The sequence below is a fragment of the Pseudomonas sp. FA-1 genome (genome assembly GCF_056856075.1).
In genome coordinates this window covers 607,674-623,095 of the sequence record NZ_JBWXTH010000001.1, presented here as the reverse complement: position 1 = coordinate 623,095, position 15,422 = coordinate 607,674, and the positions used below count along the sequence as shown (strand labels likewise).

Annotated in this window: 15 protein-coding genes and 1 pseudogene; 7 read left to right on the top strand and 9 right to left on the bottom strand. The window is 63.8% G+C overall.

The window, feature by feature from the left end; translation table 11 throughout:
* Positions 1-5 precede the first annotated feature (5 nt).
* Positions 6-647 (top strand): orotate phosphoribosyltransferase, encoded by a 642-nt coding sequence (pyrE, locus tag AC1MHZ_RS02860; protein WP_011536401.1) that lies wholly within the window; start codon positions 6-8, stop codon positions 645-647.
* A gap of 153 nt (positions 648-800) precedes the next feature.
* On the opposite strand, the gene argB is transcribed toward pyrE, so the two are convergent.
* The 4 genes and pseudogenes from argB to coaBC form a co-directional block, all read right to left on the bottom strand.
* A complete protein-coding gene (argB, locus tag AC1MHZ_RS02855) occupies positions 801-1,706 on the bottom strand; it encodes an acetylglutamate kinase (protein ID WP_084855342.1) in 906 nt (301 codons plus the stop codon).
* Positions 1,707-1,736: 30 nt separating this feature from the next.
* Positions 1,737-3,110 (bottom strand): annotated as a pseudogene (locus tag AC1MHZ_RS02850) (phosphomannomutase/phosphoglucomutase); the annotation flags it as partial.
* Positions 3,111-3,246: 136 nt separating this feature from the next.
* Complete coding sequence (gene dut, locus AC1MHZ_RS02845) at positions 3,247-3,702, bottom strand: dUTP diphosphatase (protein WP_084855344.1); 456 nt, start codon at positions 3,700-3,702, stop codon at positions 3,247-3,249.
* A 5-nt stretch (positions 3,703-3,707) separates the two neighbouring features.
* Positions 3,708-4,919, bottom strand: a complete 1,212-nt coding sequence (gene coaBC, locus AC1MHZ_RS02840; protein ID WP_482965995.1) for a bifunctional phosphopantothenoylcysteine decarboxylase/phosphopantothenate--cysteine ligase CoaBC — start codon at positions 4,917-4,919, stop codon at positions 3,708-3,710.
* 125 nt (positions 4,920-5,044) lie between these two features.
* Here coaBC and radC point away from each other — a divergent pair, with 125 nt between their 5' ends.
* Positions 5,045-5,725 (top strand): RadC family protein, encoded by a 681-nt coding sequence (gene radC / locus AC1MHZ_RS02835; protein ID WP_324813896.1) that lies wholly within the window; start codon positions 5,045-5,047, stop codon positions 5,723-5,725.
* 93 nt (positions 5,726-5,818) lie between these two features.
* On the opposite strand, the gene AC1MHZ_RS02830 is transcribed toward radC, so the two are convergent.
* A complete protein-coding gene (locus tag AC1MHZ_RS02830; protein WP_084855421.1) occupies positions 5,819-7,408 on the bottom strand; it encodes an ABC transporter substrate-binding protein in 1,590 nt (529 codons plus the stop codon).
* A gap of 366 nt (positions 7,409-7,774) precedes the next feature.
* Between AC1MHZ_RS02830 and rpmB the strand changes: the two genes are divergently transcribed.
* The gene (gene rpmB, locus AC1MHZ_RS02825; protein ID WP_043212989.1) at positions 7,775-8,011 is read left to right on the top strand and encodes a 50S ribosomal protein L28; all 237 of its coding nucleotides are present in this window, start codon (positions 7,775-7,777) and stop codon (positions 8,009-8,011) included.
* A gap of 11 nt (positions 8,012-8,022) precedes the next feature.
* Positions 8,023-8,178 (top strand): 50S ribosomal protein L33, encoded by a 156-nt coding sequence (rpmG, locus tag AC1MHZ_RS02820; RefSeq protein ID WP_003253507.1) that lies wholly within the window; start codon positions 8,023-8,025, stop codon positions 8,176-8,178.
* A 67-nt stretch (positions 8,179-8,245) separates the two neighbouring features.
* Here rpmG and AC1MHZ_RS02815 read toward each other — a convergent pair whose 3' ends face one another.
* Together AC1MHZ_RS02815 and AC1MHZ_RS02810 are read right to left on the bottom strand one after the other, a co-directional pair.
* The gene (locus AC1MHZ_RS02815) at positions 8,246-8,449 is read right to left on the bottom strand and encodes an I78 family peptidase inhibitor (RefSeq protein WP_084855347.1); all 204 of its coding nucleotides are present in this window, start codon (positions 8,447-8,449) and stop codon (positions 8,246-8,248) included.
* 80 nt (positions 8,450-8,529) lie between these two features.
* Complete coding sequence (locus AC1MHZ_RS02810; RefSeq protein WP_084855348.1) at positions 8,530-8,889, bottom strand: cupin domain-containing protein; 360 nt, start codon at positions 8,887-8,889, stop codon at positions 8,530-8,532.
* Between the two features lie 196 nt (positions 8,890-9,085).
* Here AC1MHZ_RS02810 and AC1MHZ_RS02805 point away from each other — a divergent pair, with 196 nt between their 5' ends.
* Together AC1MHZ_RS02805 and AC1MHZ_RS02800 are read left to right on the top strand one after the other, a co-directional pair.
* A complete protein-coding gene (locus AC1MHZ_RS02805; protein ID WP_084855349.1) occupies positions 9,086-10,579 on the top strand; it encodes an aldehyde dehydrogenase in 1,494 nt (497 codons plus the stop codon).
* Between the two features lie 130 nt (positions 10,580-10,709).
* Complete coding sequence (locus AC1MHZ_RS02800; protein WP_368828743.1) at positions 10,710-11,849, top strand: MFS transporter; 1,140 nt, start codon at positions 10,710-10,712, stop codon at positions 11,847-11,849.
* A gap of 109 nt (positions 11,850-11,958) precedes the next feature.
* Here the strand turns inward: AC1MHZ_RS02800 and AC1MHZ_RS02795 are convergent, their stop codons facing one another.
* The gene (locus AC1MHZ_RS02795) at positions 11,959-13,515 is read right to left on the bottom strand and encodes a phospholipase D family protein (RefSeq protein ID WP_084855351.1); all 1,557 of its coding nucleotides are present in this window, start codon (positions 13,513-13,515) and stop codon (positions 11,959-11,961) included.
* A gap of 59 nt (positions 13,516-13,574) precedes the next feature.
* Entirely contained in the window at positions 13,575-15,005 is a 1,431-nt protein-coding gene (locus AC1MHZ_RS02790) for an aminotransferase-like domain-containing protein (protein WP_172402958.1), read from the bottom strand.
* Positions 15,006-15,183: 178 nt separating this feature from the next.
* On the opposite strand from AC1MHZ_RS02790, the gene AC1MHZ_RS02785 reads away from it, so the two are divergent.
* Complete coding sequence (locus tag AC1MHZ_RS02785) at positions 15,184-15,414, top strand: DUF1127 domain-containing protein (protein ID WP_084855353.1); 231 nt, start codon at positions 15,184-15,186, stop codon at positions 15,412-15,414.
* Positions 15,415-15,422 lie beyond the last annotated feature (8 nt).

The window sequence follows — 15,422 nt, the reverse complement described above, 5'->3', positions numbered from 1 at the left end:
TCTTCATGCAGCCGTATCAGCGCGACTTCATTCGTTTTGCCATCGATCGCGGGGTTCTGCGCTTCGGTGAGTTCACCCTGAAATCGGGGCGTACCAGCCCGTACTTCTTCAATGCCGGCCTGTTCAATACAGGTTCGGCCCTGGCCCAACTGGGGCGTTGCTATGCGGCGGCCATCGTCGACAGCAAGATCCCGTTCGACGTGCTGTTCGGCCCGGCCTACAAGGGTATCCCCCTGGCGGCGGCGACCGCCGTGGCCCTGGCCGAGCAGCACCAGCTCGACGTGCCTTGGTGCTTCAACCGCAAGGAAGCCAAGGACCACGGCGAAGGCGGCAGCCTGGTCGGCGCCCCGCTGGCCGGTGACGTGCTGATCATCGACGACGTGATCACCGCCGGTACTGCCATCCGCGAGGTCATGCAGATCATCAATGCCCAGCAGGCCAAGGCCGCAGGCGTGCTGATCGCGCTGAACCGCGAAGAGCGCGGCAATGGCGAGCTGTCGGCGATCCAGGAAGTCGAGCGCGACTTCGGCATCCCGGTGGTCAGCATCGTGTCGCTGACCCAGGTGCTGGAGTTCCTGGCCGACGACCCGCAGCTCAAGCAGCACCTGCCGGCTGTCGAGGCCTATCGGGCGCAGTACGGGATCTGATCCGGATCAATGCAAGCAAAAAAGGCGACCCTCGAGGTCGCCTTTTTTGTAGCCGTTGTGCGTACCGGCCTCATCGCCGGCAAGGCGGCTCCCACAAGGATTGCACTGCCCCCTGTGGGAGCCGGCTTGCCGGCGATGGGGGCTGCTGACGACTCAGGAACGCTTGGTGTTGGTGATCAGGGTACCGACACCGCTGTCGGTGAAGATCTCCAGCAGCACGGCGTTCGGTACGCGCCCATCGATGATGTGCGAGCTGTTCACGCCGCCTTGCACCGCTTCCAGGGCGCACTTGATCTTCGGCAGCATGCCGCCGTAGATGGTGCCGTCGGCGATCAGTTCGTTGACCTGCTCGGTGGTCAGGCCCGTCAGCACCGTGCCTTGCTTGTCCATCAGGCCGGCGATGTTGGTGAGCAGCATCAGCTTCTCGGCCTTCAGCGCCTCGGCCACCTTGCCGGCCACCAGGTCGGCATTGATGTTGTACGATTCGCCGTTCTTGCCCACGCCGATCGGGGCGATCACCGGAATGAAGTCGCCCTTGACCAGCATATTGAGCAGGTCGGTGTTGACGCTTTCCACTTCACCCACATGACCGATGTCGATGATTTCCGGCTGGGTCATCTCCGGGGTCTGGCGGCTGACGGTGAGCTTCTTGGCTCGGATCAGTTCCGCATCCTTGCCGGTCAGGCCAATGGCGCTACCGCCATGGCGGTTGATCAGGTTGACGATGTCCTTGTTGACCTGGCCGCCCAGCACCATTTCCACCACGTCCATGGTCGCCGAGTCGGTGACGCGCATGCCATCGATGAAATGGCTTTCGATCGACAGGCGCTTGAGCAGGTCGCCGATCTGCGGGCCGCCGCCGTGCACGACCACCGGGTTGATGCCCACGGCCTTCATCAGCACGATGTCACGGGCAAAGCCGGTCTTGAGCTCTTCGCTCTCCATCGCGTTGCCGCCGTACTTGATCACCAGGGTCTTGCCGACAAAGCGGCGAATGTAGGGCAGTGCTTCGGACAAAACCTCGGCTACATGGGAAGCGGCATCGCGATCGAGGGTCATGCAGGGCTCCAGGTAAGGAACGGATAGTCGTCAGAACGGCAGTTGCAGGCCTGGTTCGACCCGCAGCAACTGCTCGCGGAATACAGCCTTGATACGTTGCAGTTCGGCGTCGCTGTCGGCCTCGAAGCGCAGCACCAGCACCGGCGTGGTGTTGGAGGCGCGGACCAGGCCCCAGCCATGGGCGTAGTCGACCCGAACACCGTCGATGGTGGTGAGGTTGGCATCGCCCCAGGCAGCGTCGCGTTGCAGTGCATCAATGATGCTGAATTTACTCTCGTCGGTCACATCAATATTGATTTCCGGCGTGGAAATATCGTTCGGGAACGCAGCGAACAGGCTTTCAGCGTCCTGGCCGGCCTTGCTGAGGATCTCCAGCAGGCGCGCGGCGCTGTAGATGCCGTCGTCGAAACCGTACCAGCGTTCCTTGATGAAGATATGCCCGCTCATCTCGCCGGCCAGCAGCGAGCCGGTCTGCTTCATTTTCTTCTTGATCAACGAATGACCGGTCTTCCACATCAGGGCGCGGCCACCGTGTTGTTCGATCAGCGGGGTCAGACGGCGGGTGCACTTGACGTCGAAGATGATCTCGGCGCCTGGGTTGCGCGACAGCACGTCCTGGGCGAAGAGCATCAGCAGGCGGTCGGGGTAGACGATGTTGCCGGTATTGGTCACCACGCCCACGCGATCGCCGTCACCGTCGAAGGCAAGGCCGATGTCGGCACCGGTTTCCTTGACCTTGGCGATCAGGTCCTCGAGGTTCTCGGGCTTGCCCGGGTCCGGGTGGTGGTTGGGGAAGTTGCCGTCGACCTCGCAGAACAGCGGGATGACCTCGCAGCCCAGGGCTTCGATCAGCTGCGGGGCGATGACGCCGGCGGCGCCGTTGCCGCAATCGACCACGACCTTGAGCTTCTTGGCCAGTTTCACGTCGCCGGTGATCTGCTGGAAGTAGCGCTGGAGGATCTCGACCTTCTCGACGCGGCCTTCGCCACGGGTGAGGTCATTGGTCTTGAGGCGGGTCAGCAGGGCCTGGATCTGCTCGTTGGCCAGGGTGTCGCCGGCGATGACGATCTTGAAACCGTTGTAGTCAGGCGGATTGTGGCTGCCGGTGAGCATCACGCCGGACTTGCCGGCCAGTACATTGGCGGCGTAGTACAGCGCCGGGGTCGGCACCAGGCCGACGTCGCTGACCTGGCAGCCGGCATCGGCCAGGCCCTTGATCAGCTGTTCCACCAGCATCGGGCCGGACAGGCGGCCGTCGCGGCCAACCGAGACCTGGGGTTCGCCCTGGGCCAGGCTCTGGGCGCCGATGGCGCGGCCGATCCAGTAGGCGGTCTCGCCCGTCAAGGTCTTGCCGACCACACCGCGGATGTCATAGGCGCGGAAGATGCTCTCGGGCAGTGCGGGTACCAGGTGGGCCATGTCGTTCATCTCTGGGGGTGCTCCAATAATCAAAGGCTTCTGGGCAGGCGCAAACTGAACGCTTGGACGGTGCATTTGCCAGAGAGTTCGCCATCCATGGCCCAACGGTCGGTCTATCGGCTCAGTGGCTACCGGAATGGCCGAAGCCGCCTGCGCCGCGCTGGCTCTCGTCGAACGACTCGACGATGTCGAAATGCGCCTGCACCACCGGTACCAGCACCAGCTGGGCGATGCGCTCGCCGATGGCGATGGTGAAGGGCGTCTGGCCGCGGTTCCAGCAGGAGACCATCAGCTCGCCCTGGTAGTCCGAGTCGATCAGGCCGACCAGGTTGCCCAGCACGATGCCATGCTTGTGGCCCAGGCCCGAGCGCGGAAGGATCATGGCGGCCAGGCCCGGGTCGCCGATATAGACCGACAGGCCGGTTGGGATCAGCAGGGTCTGGCCCGGCTCCAGGACGGTGTCTTCCTTGAGCATGGCGCGCAGGTCCAGGCCGGCGGAGCCGGGTGTGGCGTACTGCGGCAGCGGGAATTCGTTGCCCAGGCGAGGGTCGAGGATCTTGGCTTGAAGAGCGTGCATGTAACTTATTGAACCTGGTTGAGCCGTTCGGCGATGAAGGCGACCAACTGACGAGCGATCTTGCCCTTGCTGGTCTGCGCGAAGAGGGTCTGGTGCTGCTGGCGGTCGATCACGGTCAGGGCGTTTTCCTCGCTGTTGAAGCCGATGCTGGGGTTGGCCACATCATTGGCGACGATCAGGTCGAGGTTCTTGTCCTTGAGCTTGCGCGTGGCGTAATCGAGCAGGTGTTCGGTTTCGGCGGCGAAGCCGACGCTGAACGGGCGGTCGGCACGGCCGGCGATGGTCGCAAGGATATCCGGATTGCGCACCATCTGCAGCAGCATGCCATCACCGGTCGTAGGATCTTTCTTGAGTTTTTGCGGGGCGACGACTTCCGGGCGGTAGTCCGCGACCGCGGCCGAGGCGATGAACAGATCGCACGGCATGGCCGCCTCGCACGCCGCGAGCATGTCCCGTGCGCTGACCACGTCGATCCGGTTGACCCGGTCGGGGGTCGGCAGGTGCACAGGACCCGTGACGAGGGTCACCCGAGCGCCGGCTTCGGCGGCCGCCTCGGCCAGGGCGAAGCCCATCTTCCCCGAACTATGATTGGTGATGTAACGCACCGGGTCGATGTTTTCCTGGGTGGGGCCGGCGGTGATCAGCACGTATTTGCCGGTCAGTGCCTGGCGTTTGAAGCTCTCGGCTGCGCACCAGGCAAGGTCCGTGGCCTCGAGCATGCGCCCCAGCCCCACGTCGCCGCAGGCCTGGCTGCCGGAGGCCGGGCCGAACACCTGGATACCGCGGCTCTTGAGCAGTTCGAGGTTGGCCTGGGTGGCCGGGTCGCGCCACATGGCCTGGTTCATCGCCGGGGCGACGGCCACGGTGGCATCGGTGGCCAGCACCAGGGTGGTCAGCAGGTCGTCGGCCATGCCTTGGGCCAGGCGTGCCATGAGGTCGGCGGTGGCCGGGGCGATCAATACCAGGTCGGCCCACTTGGCCAGTTCGATGTGCCCCATGGCCGCTTCGGCCGCGGGGTCGAGCAGATCCATGTGCACCGGGTGGCCGGACAGCGCCTGCAGGGTCAGCGGGGTGATGAACTCGGCACCACCTCGGGTCATGACGACGCGCACCTGCGCGCCGTGTTCCAGGAGTCGGCGAATCAGCTCGGCGCTCTTGTAGGCGGCGATGCCGCCACCCACGCCGAGAACGATGCGCTTGCGATACAGCCGCTGCATAGGCTTGCCTTTTTCCAGTGAAAGCGGGCGGCGACGACAACTGCCTGCGGCAGAACGTCGCATCTACGGAGCGGGATAGATTAACACAGGGCCGAAACGGGCCGCAGTAACACGCAAGGAGGGGTATGAACATCAGGGAGTGGCCGGCGGATGAACGGCCGCGGGAGAAGCTGTTGCAACGCGGTGCGGCCGTGCTGTCCGATGCCGAATTGCTCGCTGTATTGCTGGGCTCGGGTGTAGCCGGGCGCAACGTGCTGGACCTTGCGCGCGGGCTGTTGGCGCACTTTGGCGGGCTCAGGCAGTTTCTCGAGGCCGGCCGCGAAGCCGTACTGCGAGAGCCAGGCATGGGGCCGGTGAAATACGCGCAGTTGCAAGCCTTGCTGGAGATCGGCAGGCGTTATCTGGGTGAGTCCATCGAGCGTGAGCCGGCCCTGGAGAGCCCGGCGTCTGTGCGGCGCTACCTCAAATCCATGCTGCGCCATGAGGTCAGCGAGGTATTCGGCTGCCTGTTTCTGGACACCAAGCACAGGCCTATTGCGTTCGAGATCCTGTTCAGAGGGACGGTCAACCGAGCGGACGTCTACCCCCGTGAAGTGGTGCGGCGCTCATTGCTGCACAATGCGGCGGCGTTGATCTTGTGCCACAACCATCCTTCGGGCAACAGCGAGCCGAGCCAGGATGACGTGCACCTGACGGTTTCGCTGAAGCGGGGGCTGGCGTTGATCGATGTGCGGGTGTTGGATCACATCATCATTGGCGACGGGGAGCCGCTGTCGATGGTCGAGCAGGGGTGGCTCGTAACCTAGCTATCCCCAGCCGCCCCTTGCCTCGCGGTGGGCAGTAGAGCCCTGGGGCCGCGTTGCGGCCCTTTCGCGGCGCAAGGCCGCTCCTACAGGGCTTTAGCGATTGACGGAGACCTTGCTGAAGTCCAGCCGCCCGAACGGGCTTACCTGGTACCCCTCCACCCCCTGGCGCAGCAACGTGGCCGCAGTCGGGTGGGCCAGCGGCAACCAGAGGGCCTGCTGGTGGATCAGCGTCTGCGCCTGCTGATACAGGCGGCTGCGCACGCTCTGGTCGTTGGTGGTGCGTCCGGCGCTGATCAACTGATCCAGGCGGTTGTCGCAAAAGCGCGCGAAGTTGGTCCCCGACTTTACCGCCGCGCAGGAAAACTGCGGGCTGAGGAAGTTGTCCGGGTCGCCGTTGTCGCCTGCCCAGCCCATGAACAGCAGATCATGCTCGCCAGCCTTGGCCCGGCGGATCAGCTCGCCCCACTCGATGACCTTGATCTCGGCCTTGATGCCGATCTTGGCAAGGTCAGCCTGGAGCATCTGCGCGCCCAGGTTCGGGTTTGGGTTGAGCAGACTGCCCGAGGGGCGGGTCCAGATCGTCGTGGCGAAGCCGTCTGCCAGCCCGGCCTTGGCCAGCAGCGCCTTGGCCTTTTTCAGGTCCAGGGTGTAGCCGGGCAGGTCCTTGGCGTAGCTCCAGGTATTAGGTGGGTAGGGGCCGTTGGCTGCGGTGGCGGTGCCCTCGAACACCGCCTTGAGGTATGCGGGCTTGTCGAAGGCAAGGTTGATCGCTTGGCGCACCTCGGGCTTGTCCAGTGGCGGATGCTGGCTGTTGAGCGCGACGAAGGCGGTCATGAAGGCTGGGGTGGAGGCGACCTTGAGGCTACCGTCCTTGCCGGCTTCGGCGATATCCAGCGGCTTGGGCGACAGGGCCACTTGGCATTCGCCACGCTTGATTTTCTGCAGGCGTACGTTGGCGTCTGGTGTGATGGCGTAGATCAACGGGTCGATGGTTGGCTTGCCAGCAAAGTAGTCGGGGTTGGCGCGGTAGCGCACCACGGCGTCCTTCTGGAAGCGCTGGAACACGAACGGCCCGGTGCCCACCGGTTGGCTGTTGAGCTTCTCCGGCGTGCCAGCCTTGAGCAGCTTGTCGGCGTACTCGGCGGAGTAGATCGAGGCGAAGCCCATGCTCAAGGTGGCCAGGAAGGTGGCGTCCGGGTGGGTCAGGGTGAAGCGCACGGTGTGCGGCTCCGGTGCCTCGATCAGCTTGATCAGGCTGCCCAGTTGCAGCGACTGGGCGTGCGGGTAGCCGCCCGCAGCGGTCTTGTGCCAGGCATGGGCAGGGTAGAGCATGCGCTGGAAGCTGAACAGCACGTCGTCGGCATCCAACGTGCGGCTGGGCTTGAACCAGGGCGTGGTATGGAACTTCACGTCGTTGCGCAGCCTGAAGTCGTAGACCGTGCCGTCATCGGACACCGTCCAGCTTTCGGCCAGGCTGGGCACCACCTTGCCCAGGCTGGCATCGAACTCCACCAGGCGGTTCATCAGCACGTCTGCCGAGGCATTGGTGGTTGTCAACGAATTGTACTGGACCACGTCGAAACCTTCGGGGCTGGCCTCGGTACAGACGGCAAGCGGCGCTGCCTGGGCGAGGCCCGTGGCGAACAGGGAAGCGAACAACAACGAAAGGGCGGCGGCACGCATGGTGGCTCCTTGGCTGGCCAGATGGCCCATTTTATCTATCTATGCAGTCGGAAACGTCCTACCCTAGTGTGCGCATCGCTAAATGACCACCCTCTTTTTCATGGGTACGGCGACGAGCGGTCGACAGCGCGCAGGGCTTGTCGCTATGCTGGCCTGGCGCGCTCGGCCCGTTCAGGAAACGCATCTTCTGTTGTTGTGGCCGAGTCTTTCTGGTATAAAGCAGCGCTCTTTTCTAGGGGCACGGTCTGTCGCGCAAGCGGATCCGGTCGATAAGACCCCCGGAAACACGGCGCCTGGCGCCATAGACTGAGAGATTAAGCGGCCAACCCATGCCGGGTTGGGCATGTGGTTTTAGAGGGCTGAGGCATGTCGAGAGTCTGTCAAGTTACCGGTAAGGGTCCGGTAACCGGGAACAACATTTCCCACGCAAACAACAAAACCCGTCGTCGTTTCCTGCCGAACCTGCAGCACCACCGTTTCTGGGTTGAATCCGAGAAGCGTTTCGTGCGTCTGCGCGTTTCCGCCAAGGGCATGCGTATCATCGACAAGCGCGGTATCGATGCCGTCCTGGCCGACATCCGTCGCGCTGGCGCCAAGGTTTAAGGGAGAACATCATGCGTGAATTGATCCGTCTGGTTTCGAGTGCCGGTACCGGCCACTTCTACACCACCGACAAGAACAAGCGCACCACCCCGGACAAGATCGAGATCAAGAAATACGATCCGGTCGTTCGCAAGCACGTGGTGTACAAGGAAGCCAAGATCAAGTAATTGATCGGCGACCTAAAAAAACCCGCTTCCGTGAGGAAGCGGGTTTTTTTATGCCCGGCGTTCAGCTTCAGTTGAACGCGAAGCCCGAAACCGCGCCGCTTGCATCGACGCGTACATGCACGCGTTCGGGGTCGAACTCACGCGTGGACATTTCATTGGGGCCTACCACGCGTGTGCGACCGGTGACCTGGGTGATGGCAGTTTTGATCGACCCTTCATAGGGAATGCCGACCAGGTGTTGCAGCGCTTGCACGACTTCTTCATTGGTCATGGGGATACTCCTTGGTTGATGGATTGCCCGGATGGGCCGGGCCATCCTCTCGCCAGGGGAGCCTGCGCCTGCGTTAACTATTACTTTTGTTCGAACATGACGTAGATCTTGCGGCAAGGCTCGAGGACTTCCCAGGTACCCTTGAAGCCTGCAGGGATCACGAAACGATCACCGGTACGCAGGGTCTTGGCATTGCCGTCCTGGTCGCGCAGCACCGAGACACCCTGGGTGATTTCACAGTACTCATGCTCGGTGTAGTTCACCGTCCATTGGCCGACCGCACCTTCCCATACACCGGCGGCGAACTGGCCGCAGGGGCTTGAGTAGTGGTTGTAGACTGCCTGGTCGGGTTCGCCCTTGAGAATTTTCTCCGCCGCTGGGCGATAGCGTTCTGCCTCGGTGAGCATCTGGGCGAAATCGATGATGCTGCTGATGGTCATGGTGAAGTCCTCCTGTTGTTTAATAAAATGCACATCAGTAGGCTTTTAGGCCTTTCGTGTCAAATATATTGATAGTTTCACCCGGCTGGTTTAGGGTGTCGGGTGCCAGTATGCGCTTGTCGCCCTGTCAGAATTTTCGACAACGTCGTGATGTCCTCAGTACGGCGTTGCACCTTAACAAGAGGAGGAGTTTCGTATGACCACCCTGACTCGTGCGGATTGGGAACAGCGTGCCCAACAACTGAAGATCGAAGGTCGCGCCTTCATCAACGGCGAATACACCGACGCCGCATCCGGTGAAACCTTCGACTGCCTGAGCCCGGTGGACGGACGCTTCCTGGCCAAGGTCGCCAGCTGCGACCTGGCCGACGCCAACCGTGCCGTCGAGAATGCCCGCGCTGTGTTCGAATCCGGCGTCTGGTCGCGCCTGGCCCCGGCCAAGCGCAAGGCCACCTTGATCCGTTTCGCAGGCCTGCTGCGCGAGCACGTCGAAGAGCTGGCCCTGCTGGAAACCCTGGACATGGGCAAGCCGATCGGTGACTCCTCCACCATCGATATCCCAGGTGCCGCCAACGCCATCCACTGGACCGCCGAAGCCATCGACAAGGTCTACGACGAAGTCGCCCCGACCCCGCACGACCAGCTCGGCTTGGTCACCCGCGAGCCGGTGGGTGTGGTGGGTGCCATCGTGCCGTGGAACTTCCCGCTGCTGATGGCTTGCTGGAAGCTCGGCCCGGCCCTGGCCACCGGTAACTCCATTGTGCTCAAACCGTCGGAAAAGTCACCGCTGACCGCCATCCGCATCGCCCAGCTGGCCATCGAAGCCGGTATTCCGGCTGGTGTGCTGAACGTGCTGCCTGGCTACGGCCACACCGTGGGCAAGGCTCTGGCCCTGCATATGGACGTCGACACCCTGGTGTTCACCGGCTCCACCAAGATCGCCAAGCAGTTGATGGTCTATGCGGGCGAGTCGAACATGAAGCGTGTCTGGCTGGAAGCCGGCGGCAAGAGCCCGAACATTGTGTTCGCCGACGCGCCTGACCTGAAGGCTGCCGCCGAGGCCGCTGCCAGCGCCATCGCCTTCAACCAGGGCGAAGTCTGCACTGCCGGCTCCCGCCTGCTGGTCGAGCGCTCGATCAAGGACCAGTTCCTGCCGATGGTGGTCGAGGCCCTGAAGGCCTGGAAGCCGGGCAACCCGCTGGATCCCGCGACCACTGTCGGTGCGTTGGTCGATACCCAGCAGATGAATACCGTGCTGTCCTACATCGAGGCCGGCCACCAGGATGGCGCCAAGCTGCTGGCTGGCGGCAAGCGCACTCTGGAGGAAACCGGCGGCACCTATGTCGAGCCGACCATCTTCGACGGCGTGACCAACGCCATGAAGATCGCCAAGGAAGAGATCTTCGGCCCCGTGCTGTCGGTGATCACCTTCGACACCGCAGAAGAGGCCGTGGCCATCGCCAACGACACGCCATACGGCCTGGCTGCCGGCATCTGGACCTCGGACATTTCCAAGGCCCATCAGACCGCCCGCGCTGTGCGCGCTGGCAGCGTGTGGGTCAACCAGTACGATGGCGGCGACATGACCGCGCCGTTCGGCGGCTTCAAGCAGTCGGGCAATGGCCGTGACAAGTCGCTGCACGCACTGGAGAAGTACACCGAGCTGAAGGCGACCTGGATCAAGCTGTAATTCAGCGCGGACGCTTCGCGGGTAAACCCGCTCCCACAGGTTTCATATCGCCCTTAACAATGGCGTAGTACCTGTGGGAGCGGGTTTACCCGCGAATGGGGTTCTGAAAACTGGGCCTAGGAGGGCTGCCATGCGTTGGGGAACCTACTTTGCCGTACTGGCCTCGGTACTCAGCGTTGGGCTCGCGCTCGGCGTGAGCATGCCGTTGGTGTCCCTGCGCCTGGAGGGCTGGGGCTACGGTGGGTTCGCCATCGGCGTGATGGCGGCGATGCCAGCTTTCGGCGTGCTGCTCGGTGCCAGCCTGGCCAGTCGCCTGGCCGGGTGGGTCGGCGTGCCGGCTGCCATGCGCCTGTGCCTGTGGGGCGGCGCCTTGTCGATCGGCCTGGTGGCGCTGTTGCCCAGCTATCCGTTGTGGCTGGCGCTGCGCCTGGCGATCGGCATGGCCCTGACCGTGGTATTCATCCTTGGCGAAAGCTGGATCAACCAGCTGGTGATCGAGCAGTGGCGGGGACGGCTGGTGGCGCTGTATGGCAGCAGCTACGCGTTGAGCCAGCTGGCCGGGCCTCTGGTGCTGGGGCTGCTGGGCTCGGGCGACGATTTCGGCTTCTGGGTCGCGACGGTCTTGCTGCTGTGTGCGCCGTTGCTGCTGTTGAGGCGCGGTGGTGCGCCGAGCACCGAAGCGTGCAGCGTCACCTTTGGCGACCTGTTCGGTTTCTGTCGGCGCCTGCCGGTGATCGCCTGGGCCATTGCCCTGTTCGCTGCGTTCGAGGCGATGATCCTGACTCTGTTGCCGGTGTACTGCCTGCAGCAAGGGTTCACGGCGGAGGTGGCATTGTTCATGGTCAGTACCGTGGTGGTGGGCGATGCGGTGCTGCAGCTGCCGATCGGTGCCCTGGCCGACTGCATGTCGCGCCGGACCCTGTTCAGTGGCTGTGCCCTGGCCTTGCTCGTTTCCAGCCTGGCGATTCCGCTGGCCTTGCACACGCCTGCGATCTGGCCGGTATGGGTGCTGTTCGGCGCCAGTGCCGGTGGCCTGTTCACCTTGTCGCTGGTGTTGATCGGCGAGCGTTACCGGGACGATGAGCTGGTGCGCGCCAATGCGCATGTGGCGCAGCTCTGGGGGATCGGTTGCCTGTTGGGGCCGCTCATCGCAGGGGCTGGCAGCCAGTGGATCAGCGGGCATGCGCTGCCTTGGCTGATGGCGGCGGGGGCGGCAGGGCTGGTGGTGTTGACCCGCCGGCGGGATGCCTTCGAGCCTGCTTCGGCCTGATAAGGAATTTGCGCCCATTCGCGGGTAAACCGGCTCCCACACGTTATGCAGGGCTCTCAATGACAGCGCTGTACCTGTGGGAGCGGGTTTACCCGCGAATGGCGGCGGCTCACAGCATTTTCTCCAGCCCCACCGCCTTGCTGATCCAAGCATTGAAGCGCCGCCACAGGCCGCCAGGCTCAGACGTCAGCATGCGCCGCTTGCCGTTGTCCTCGGTCACCCACACCAGTTGGTCCCCCACCAGCTTTGGCTGATAGCTCAACGCTGGCGCCATGCCTTCGACAGCCATTTCCCGGGTGTATTCGGCCAGTTCCGGGCTGTCCACCAATACGCCGACCTCGGTGTTCCAAAGCACGGAGCGCGGGTCGAAATTGAACGAGCCGATGAAGGTCTTGCGCCGGTCGAAGACGATTGCCTTGCTGTGCAGGCTGGAGTCGGAGCTGCCGCGAAAGCTCAGGCTGCGATAGGCACTGGGGTCGCCTGGCTGGCGGCGCAGCTCGTACAGCTGCACGCCGTGTTCGAGCAGGGCACGGCGGTAGGGGGCGTAGCCGCCATGCACCGCCGGCACGTCGGTGGCTTCCAGGGAGTTGGTCAGCAGCTTGATCGAGGTGCCCGCATCGGCTCGGCTGGTGAGGTACAGCAGGCCGGACTCCCCCGGCACGAAATACGCGGACACCAGGATCAGTTCGTGCTGTACCTTGGCCAACTCCGGTGCCAGCTGCTGGGTCATCAGCAGGTGCGGGTCCGGCTCGTCCTGAGCCAGAACCTTGCTCGGCGAGTCCCACAGGGCCTGGCTGTGGGCCCAGATCAGCTCGTTGCGCCAGGTGTCCAGGCGTGGGCGGGACTGGTAGGCCATCAGTCGGTCGTACAACGCTTTGTGTTTGACCCGTGCCTGGGCCAGGGAGATTTCCAGGCGTTTGCGGCTGGCGCGCAGATCGGCGGCGTCTGGTTGGCGCCAGAGGAAGTCGCCGATCGGCCGGCTCAGGGCGCTGTTCCAGTACTGGTCGAAGCTGTGCCCGAGCTGCTCGGCCACCGGGCCCACGCCGAGCAGGTCGATATCGGTGAAGTTCAGGTTGGGCTCGGCATCGAAATATTCGTCGCCGATGTTGCGCCCACCGACGATGGCCATGCTGTTGTCCACCAGGAACAGCTTGTTGTGCATGCGCCGATGCTGGCGCGACAGGTTGAACAGCCGGCCCACGGCGCGGGTGGCCCCCGTGCTGCGTCCCAGGTGCAGGGGGTTGAATACGCGGATATGGATGTTCGGGTGGGCGGCCAGGGTGCCCATCAGCGTGTCCAGGCCGTCGCTGGTGGTGTCGTCGAGCAGGATGCGTACCCGCACACCGCGGTCGGCGGCACGCAGCAGTTCATGCACCAGGGCGCGGGTGCTCAGGCCGTCATGGACGATGTAGTACTGCAGGTCGATGCTCGCCTGAGCGTTGCGAATCAGCTCGGCGCGGGCACGAAAGGCCTCGTTGCTGTTGGGTAGCAGGCGAAAGCCTGAGCGCCCCTCGTAAGGCGCTGCCTGGCGCTGCACCGAGCGGCCGAAGGCCGAATCGCTGGCCGGCAGCGCCTGGCTGACCTGGCGTGGTGTGCCGACGCTGGCGCAGCCCGACAGGCCAAGCAACAGCGCCAGCAAGAGAGGCAGAGCTCGCTGGAGTCTCAAGGGTAGAACGTCCTGTACAGCAAAGGCCTATGGGTTGGACCGTGGGGGGCGGCGCAAAGTTACGCTGGGCTTTCGTCCGCTTCCAGTAGACGAAGGGCGGTTTCGCCCACCTTGCGCACAGCGTCTTCGATCCGCGGCGTGGGCCGTGCGGCAAAGTTCATGCGCAGGCAGTGCCGGTACTTGCCCGACGCCGAGAAGATGCTGCCAACCGCAATCTGCACCCCCTGCTCCAGTAAAGCCCGGTTCAGGCGTAGCGTGTCGAAACTTTCCGGCAATTCGACCCACAGCATGAAGCCGCCCTGGGGCCGGCTGGCGCGGGTGCCTGCGGGGAAGTAGCGGGTGACCCAGTCGCTCATCTGGTCGCGGCCACGCTGGTACTGGCTGCGCATGCGTCTTACGTGGGGGTGGTAGTGCCCGGCCTCGATGAAGTCGGCGATGGCCAGCTGCGGCTGACAGGCCGTGCTGCCAGTGCTGATGTACTTCATGTGCAACACCCGCTCCAGGTAGCGCCCGGGTGCCACCCAGCCAACCCGCAGCCCCGGCGCCAGGGTCTTGGAGAAGGAACTGCACAGCAGCACGCGGCCGTCTTCGTCGAACGACTTGATGGTCCGCGGGCGAGGGTAGGTGTAGGCCAGGTCGCCGTAGACATCGTCCTCGAGGATCGCCACGTCATAGCGCTGGGCGAGGTTCAGCAGGGCTTTCTTGCGCGCCTCCGGCATGATGTAGCCCAGGGGGTTGTTGCAGCTGGGAGTGAGCTGGATGAGCTTGATCGGCCATTGCTCCAGCGCCAGTTCCAGGGCCTCCAGGCTGATGCCCTGGAGCGGGTCGGTAGGGATCTCCAGGGCCTTCATGCCCAGGCCCTTGAGGGTCTGCATGGCGCCATGGAAGCTGGGCGACTCCACCGCAACGATATCGCCTGGCTCGCACACGGCGCGGATACTGGTAGACAGCGCCTCATGACATCCCGTGGTTACCACCAGGTCGGCCGAGCCCAGACGGCAGCCGGAATCCAGCATCAGCCGTGCGATCTGCTCGCGCAGGGCGAGGTTGCCGTGGATGTTGTCGTAGTACAGCCCTGGCATGTCCTGGCGCCGGCTGAGCTGGGCGAGGCTGCGCAGCAGGGGTTTCAAGGTCGGGCTGTCGATGTCGGGCATGCCGCGACCCAGCTGCATGACATTCTTCTGCGGTGTGCTGCGCACCAGTTCCAGCACCTGCTCCCACTGGGAGATATCCACCGGCCGCTGGGCCGGGCGGCTGACGGCGGGAAGGGCAGGAAGGCTGCGGTCTTCGGCGACAAAATAGCCGGACTTGGGCCGCGGCGAGACCAGGCCATTGTCCTCGAGCAGGCGATAGGCCTGCTGCACCGTGCTCAGGCTGACCCCATGTTCCAGGCTCAACGCACGCACCGAGGGCAGGCGCTGGCCGGGGCGGTACAGGCCTTGTTCTATACGGGCGCCGAGCAGTTCGGCGAGGTTGAGGTAGAGCGTCACGGCATACTCCTGCGTCAAGTGGGCATGCAGACCAGTACAGATCGGCTGAAAATACAGCATTCAGCGCCCGCTCAGCCAATTCTGTATGGAAATAATAAATTCGTATTGGATCTGTATGGCCTTGGGTGCCGACGGGCATGCTTCGCTTACAGTATCAACTGATCGGGAGAGGGCAGCGATGGACGGCATGAGCGATGTGCGCTTGCAACTGTTGGCCAAGGAACTGGACGCCGGGCAGCGGGACAAGGTCTATGGCGCACCGGCGGGCCTGGGCCGGTGGGGTTTGATGGTGCATCGCTGGCGCACCCGCAGGCACTTGTTGCAGCTCGACGATGCCCAGCTTTGGGATATCGGGCTCAGTCGGGCGCAGGCGCGGGAGGAAGGACGCAAACCCTTCTGGAAACGTTGAACACGGTC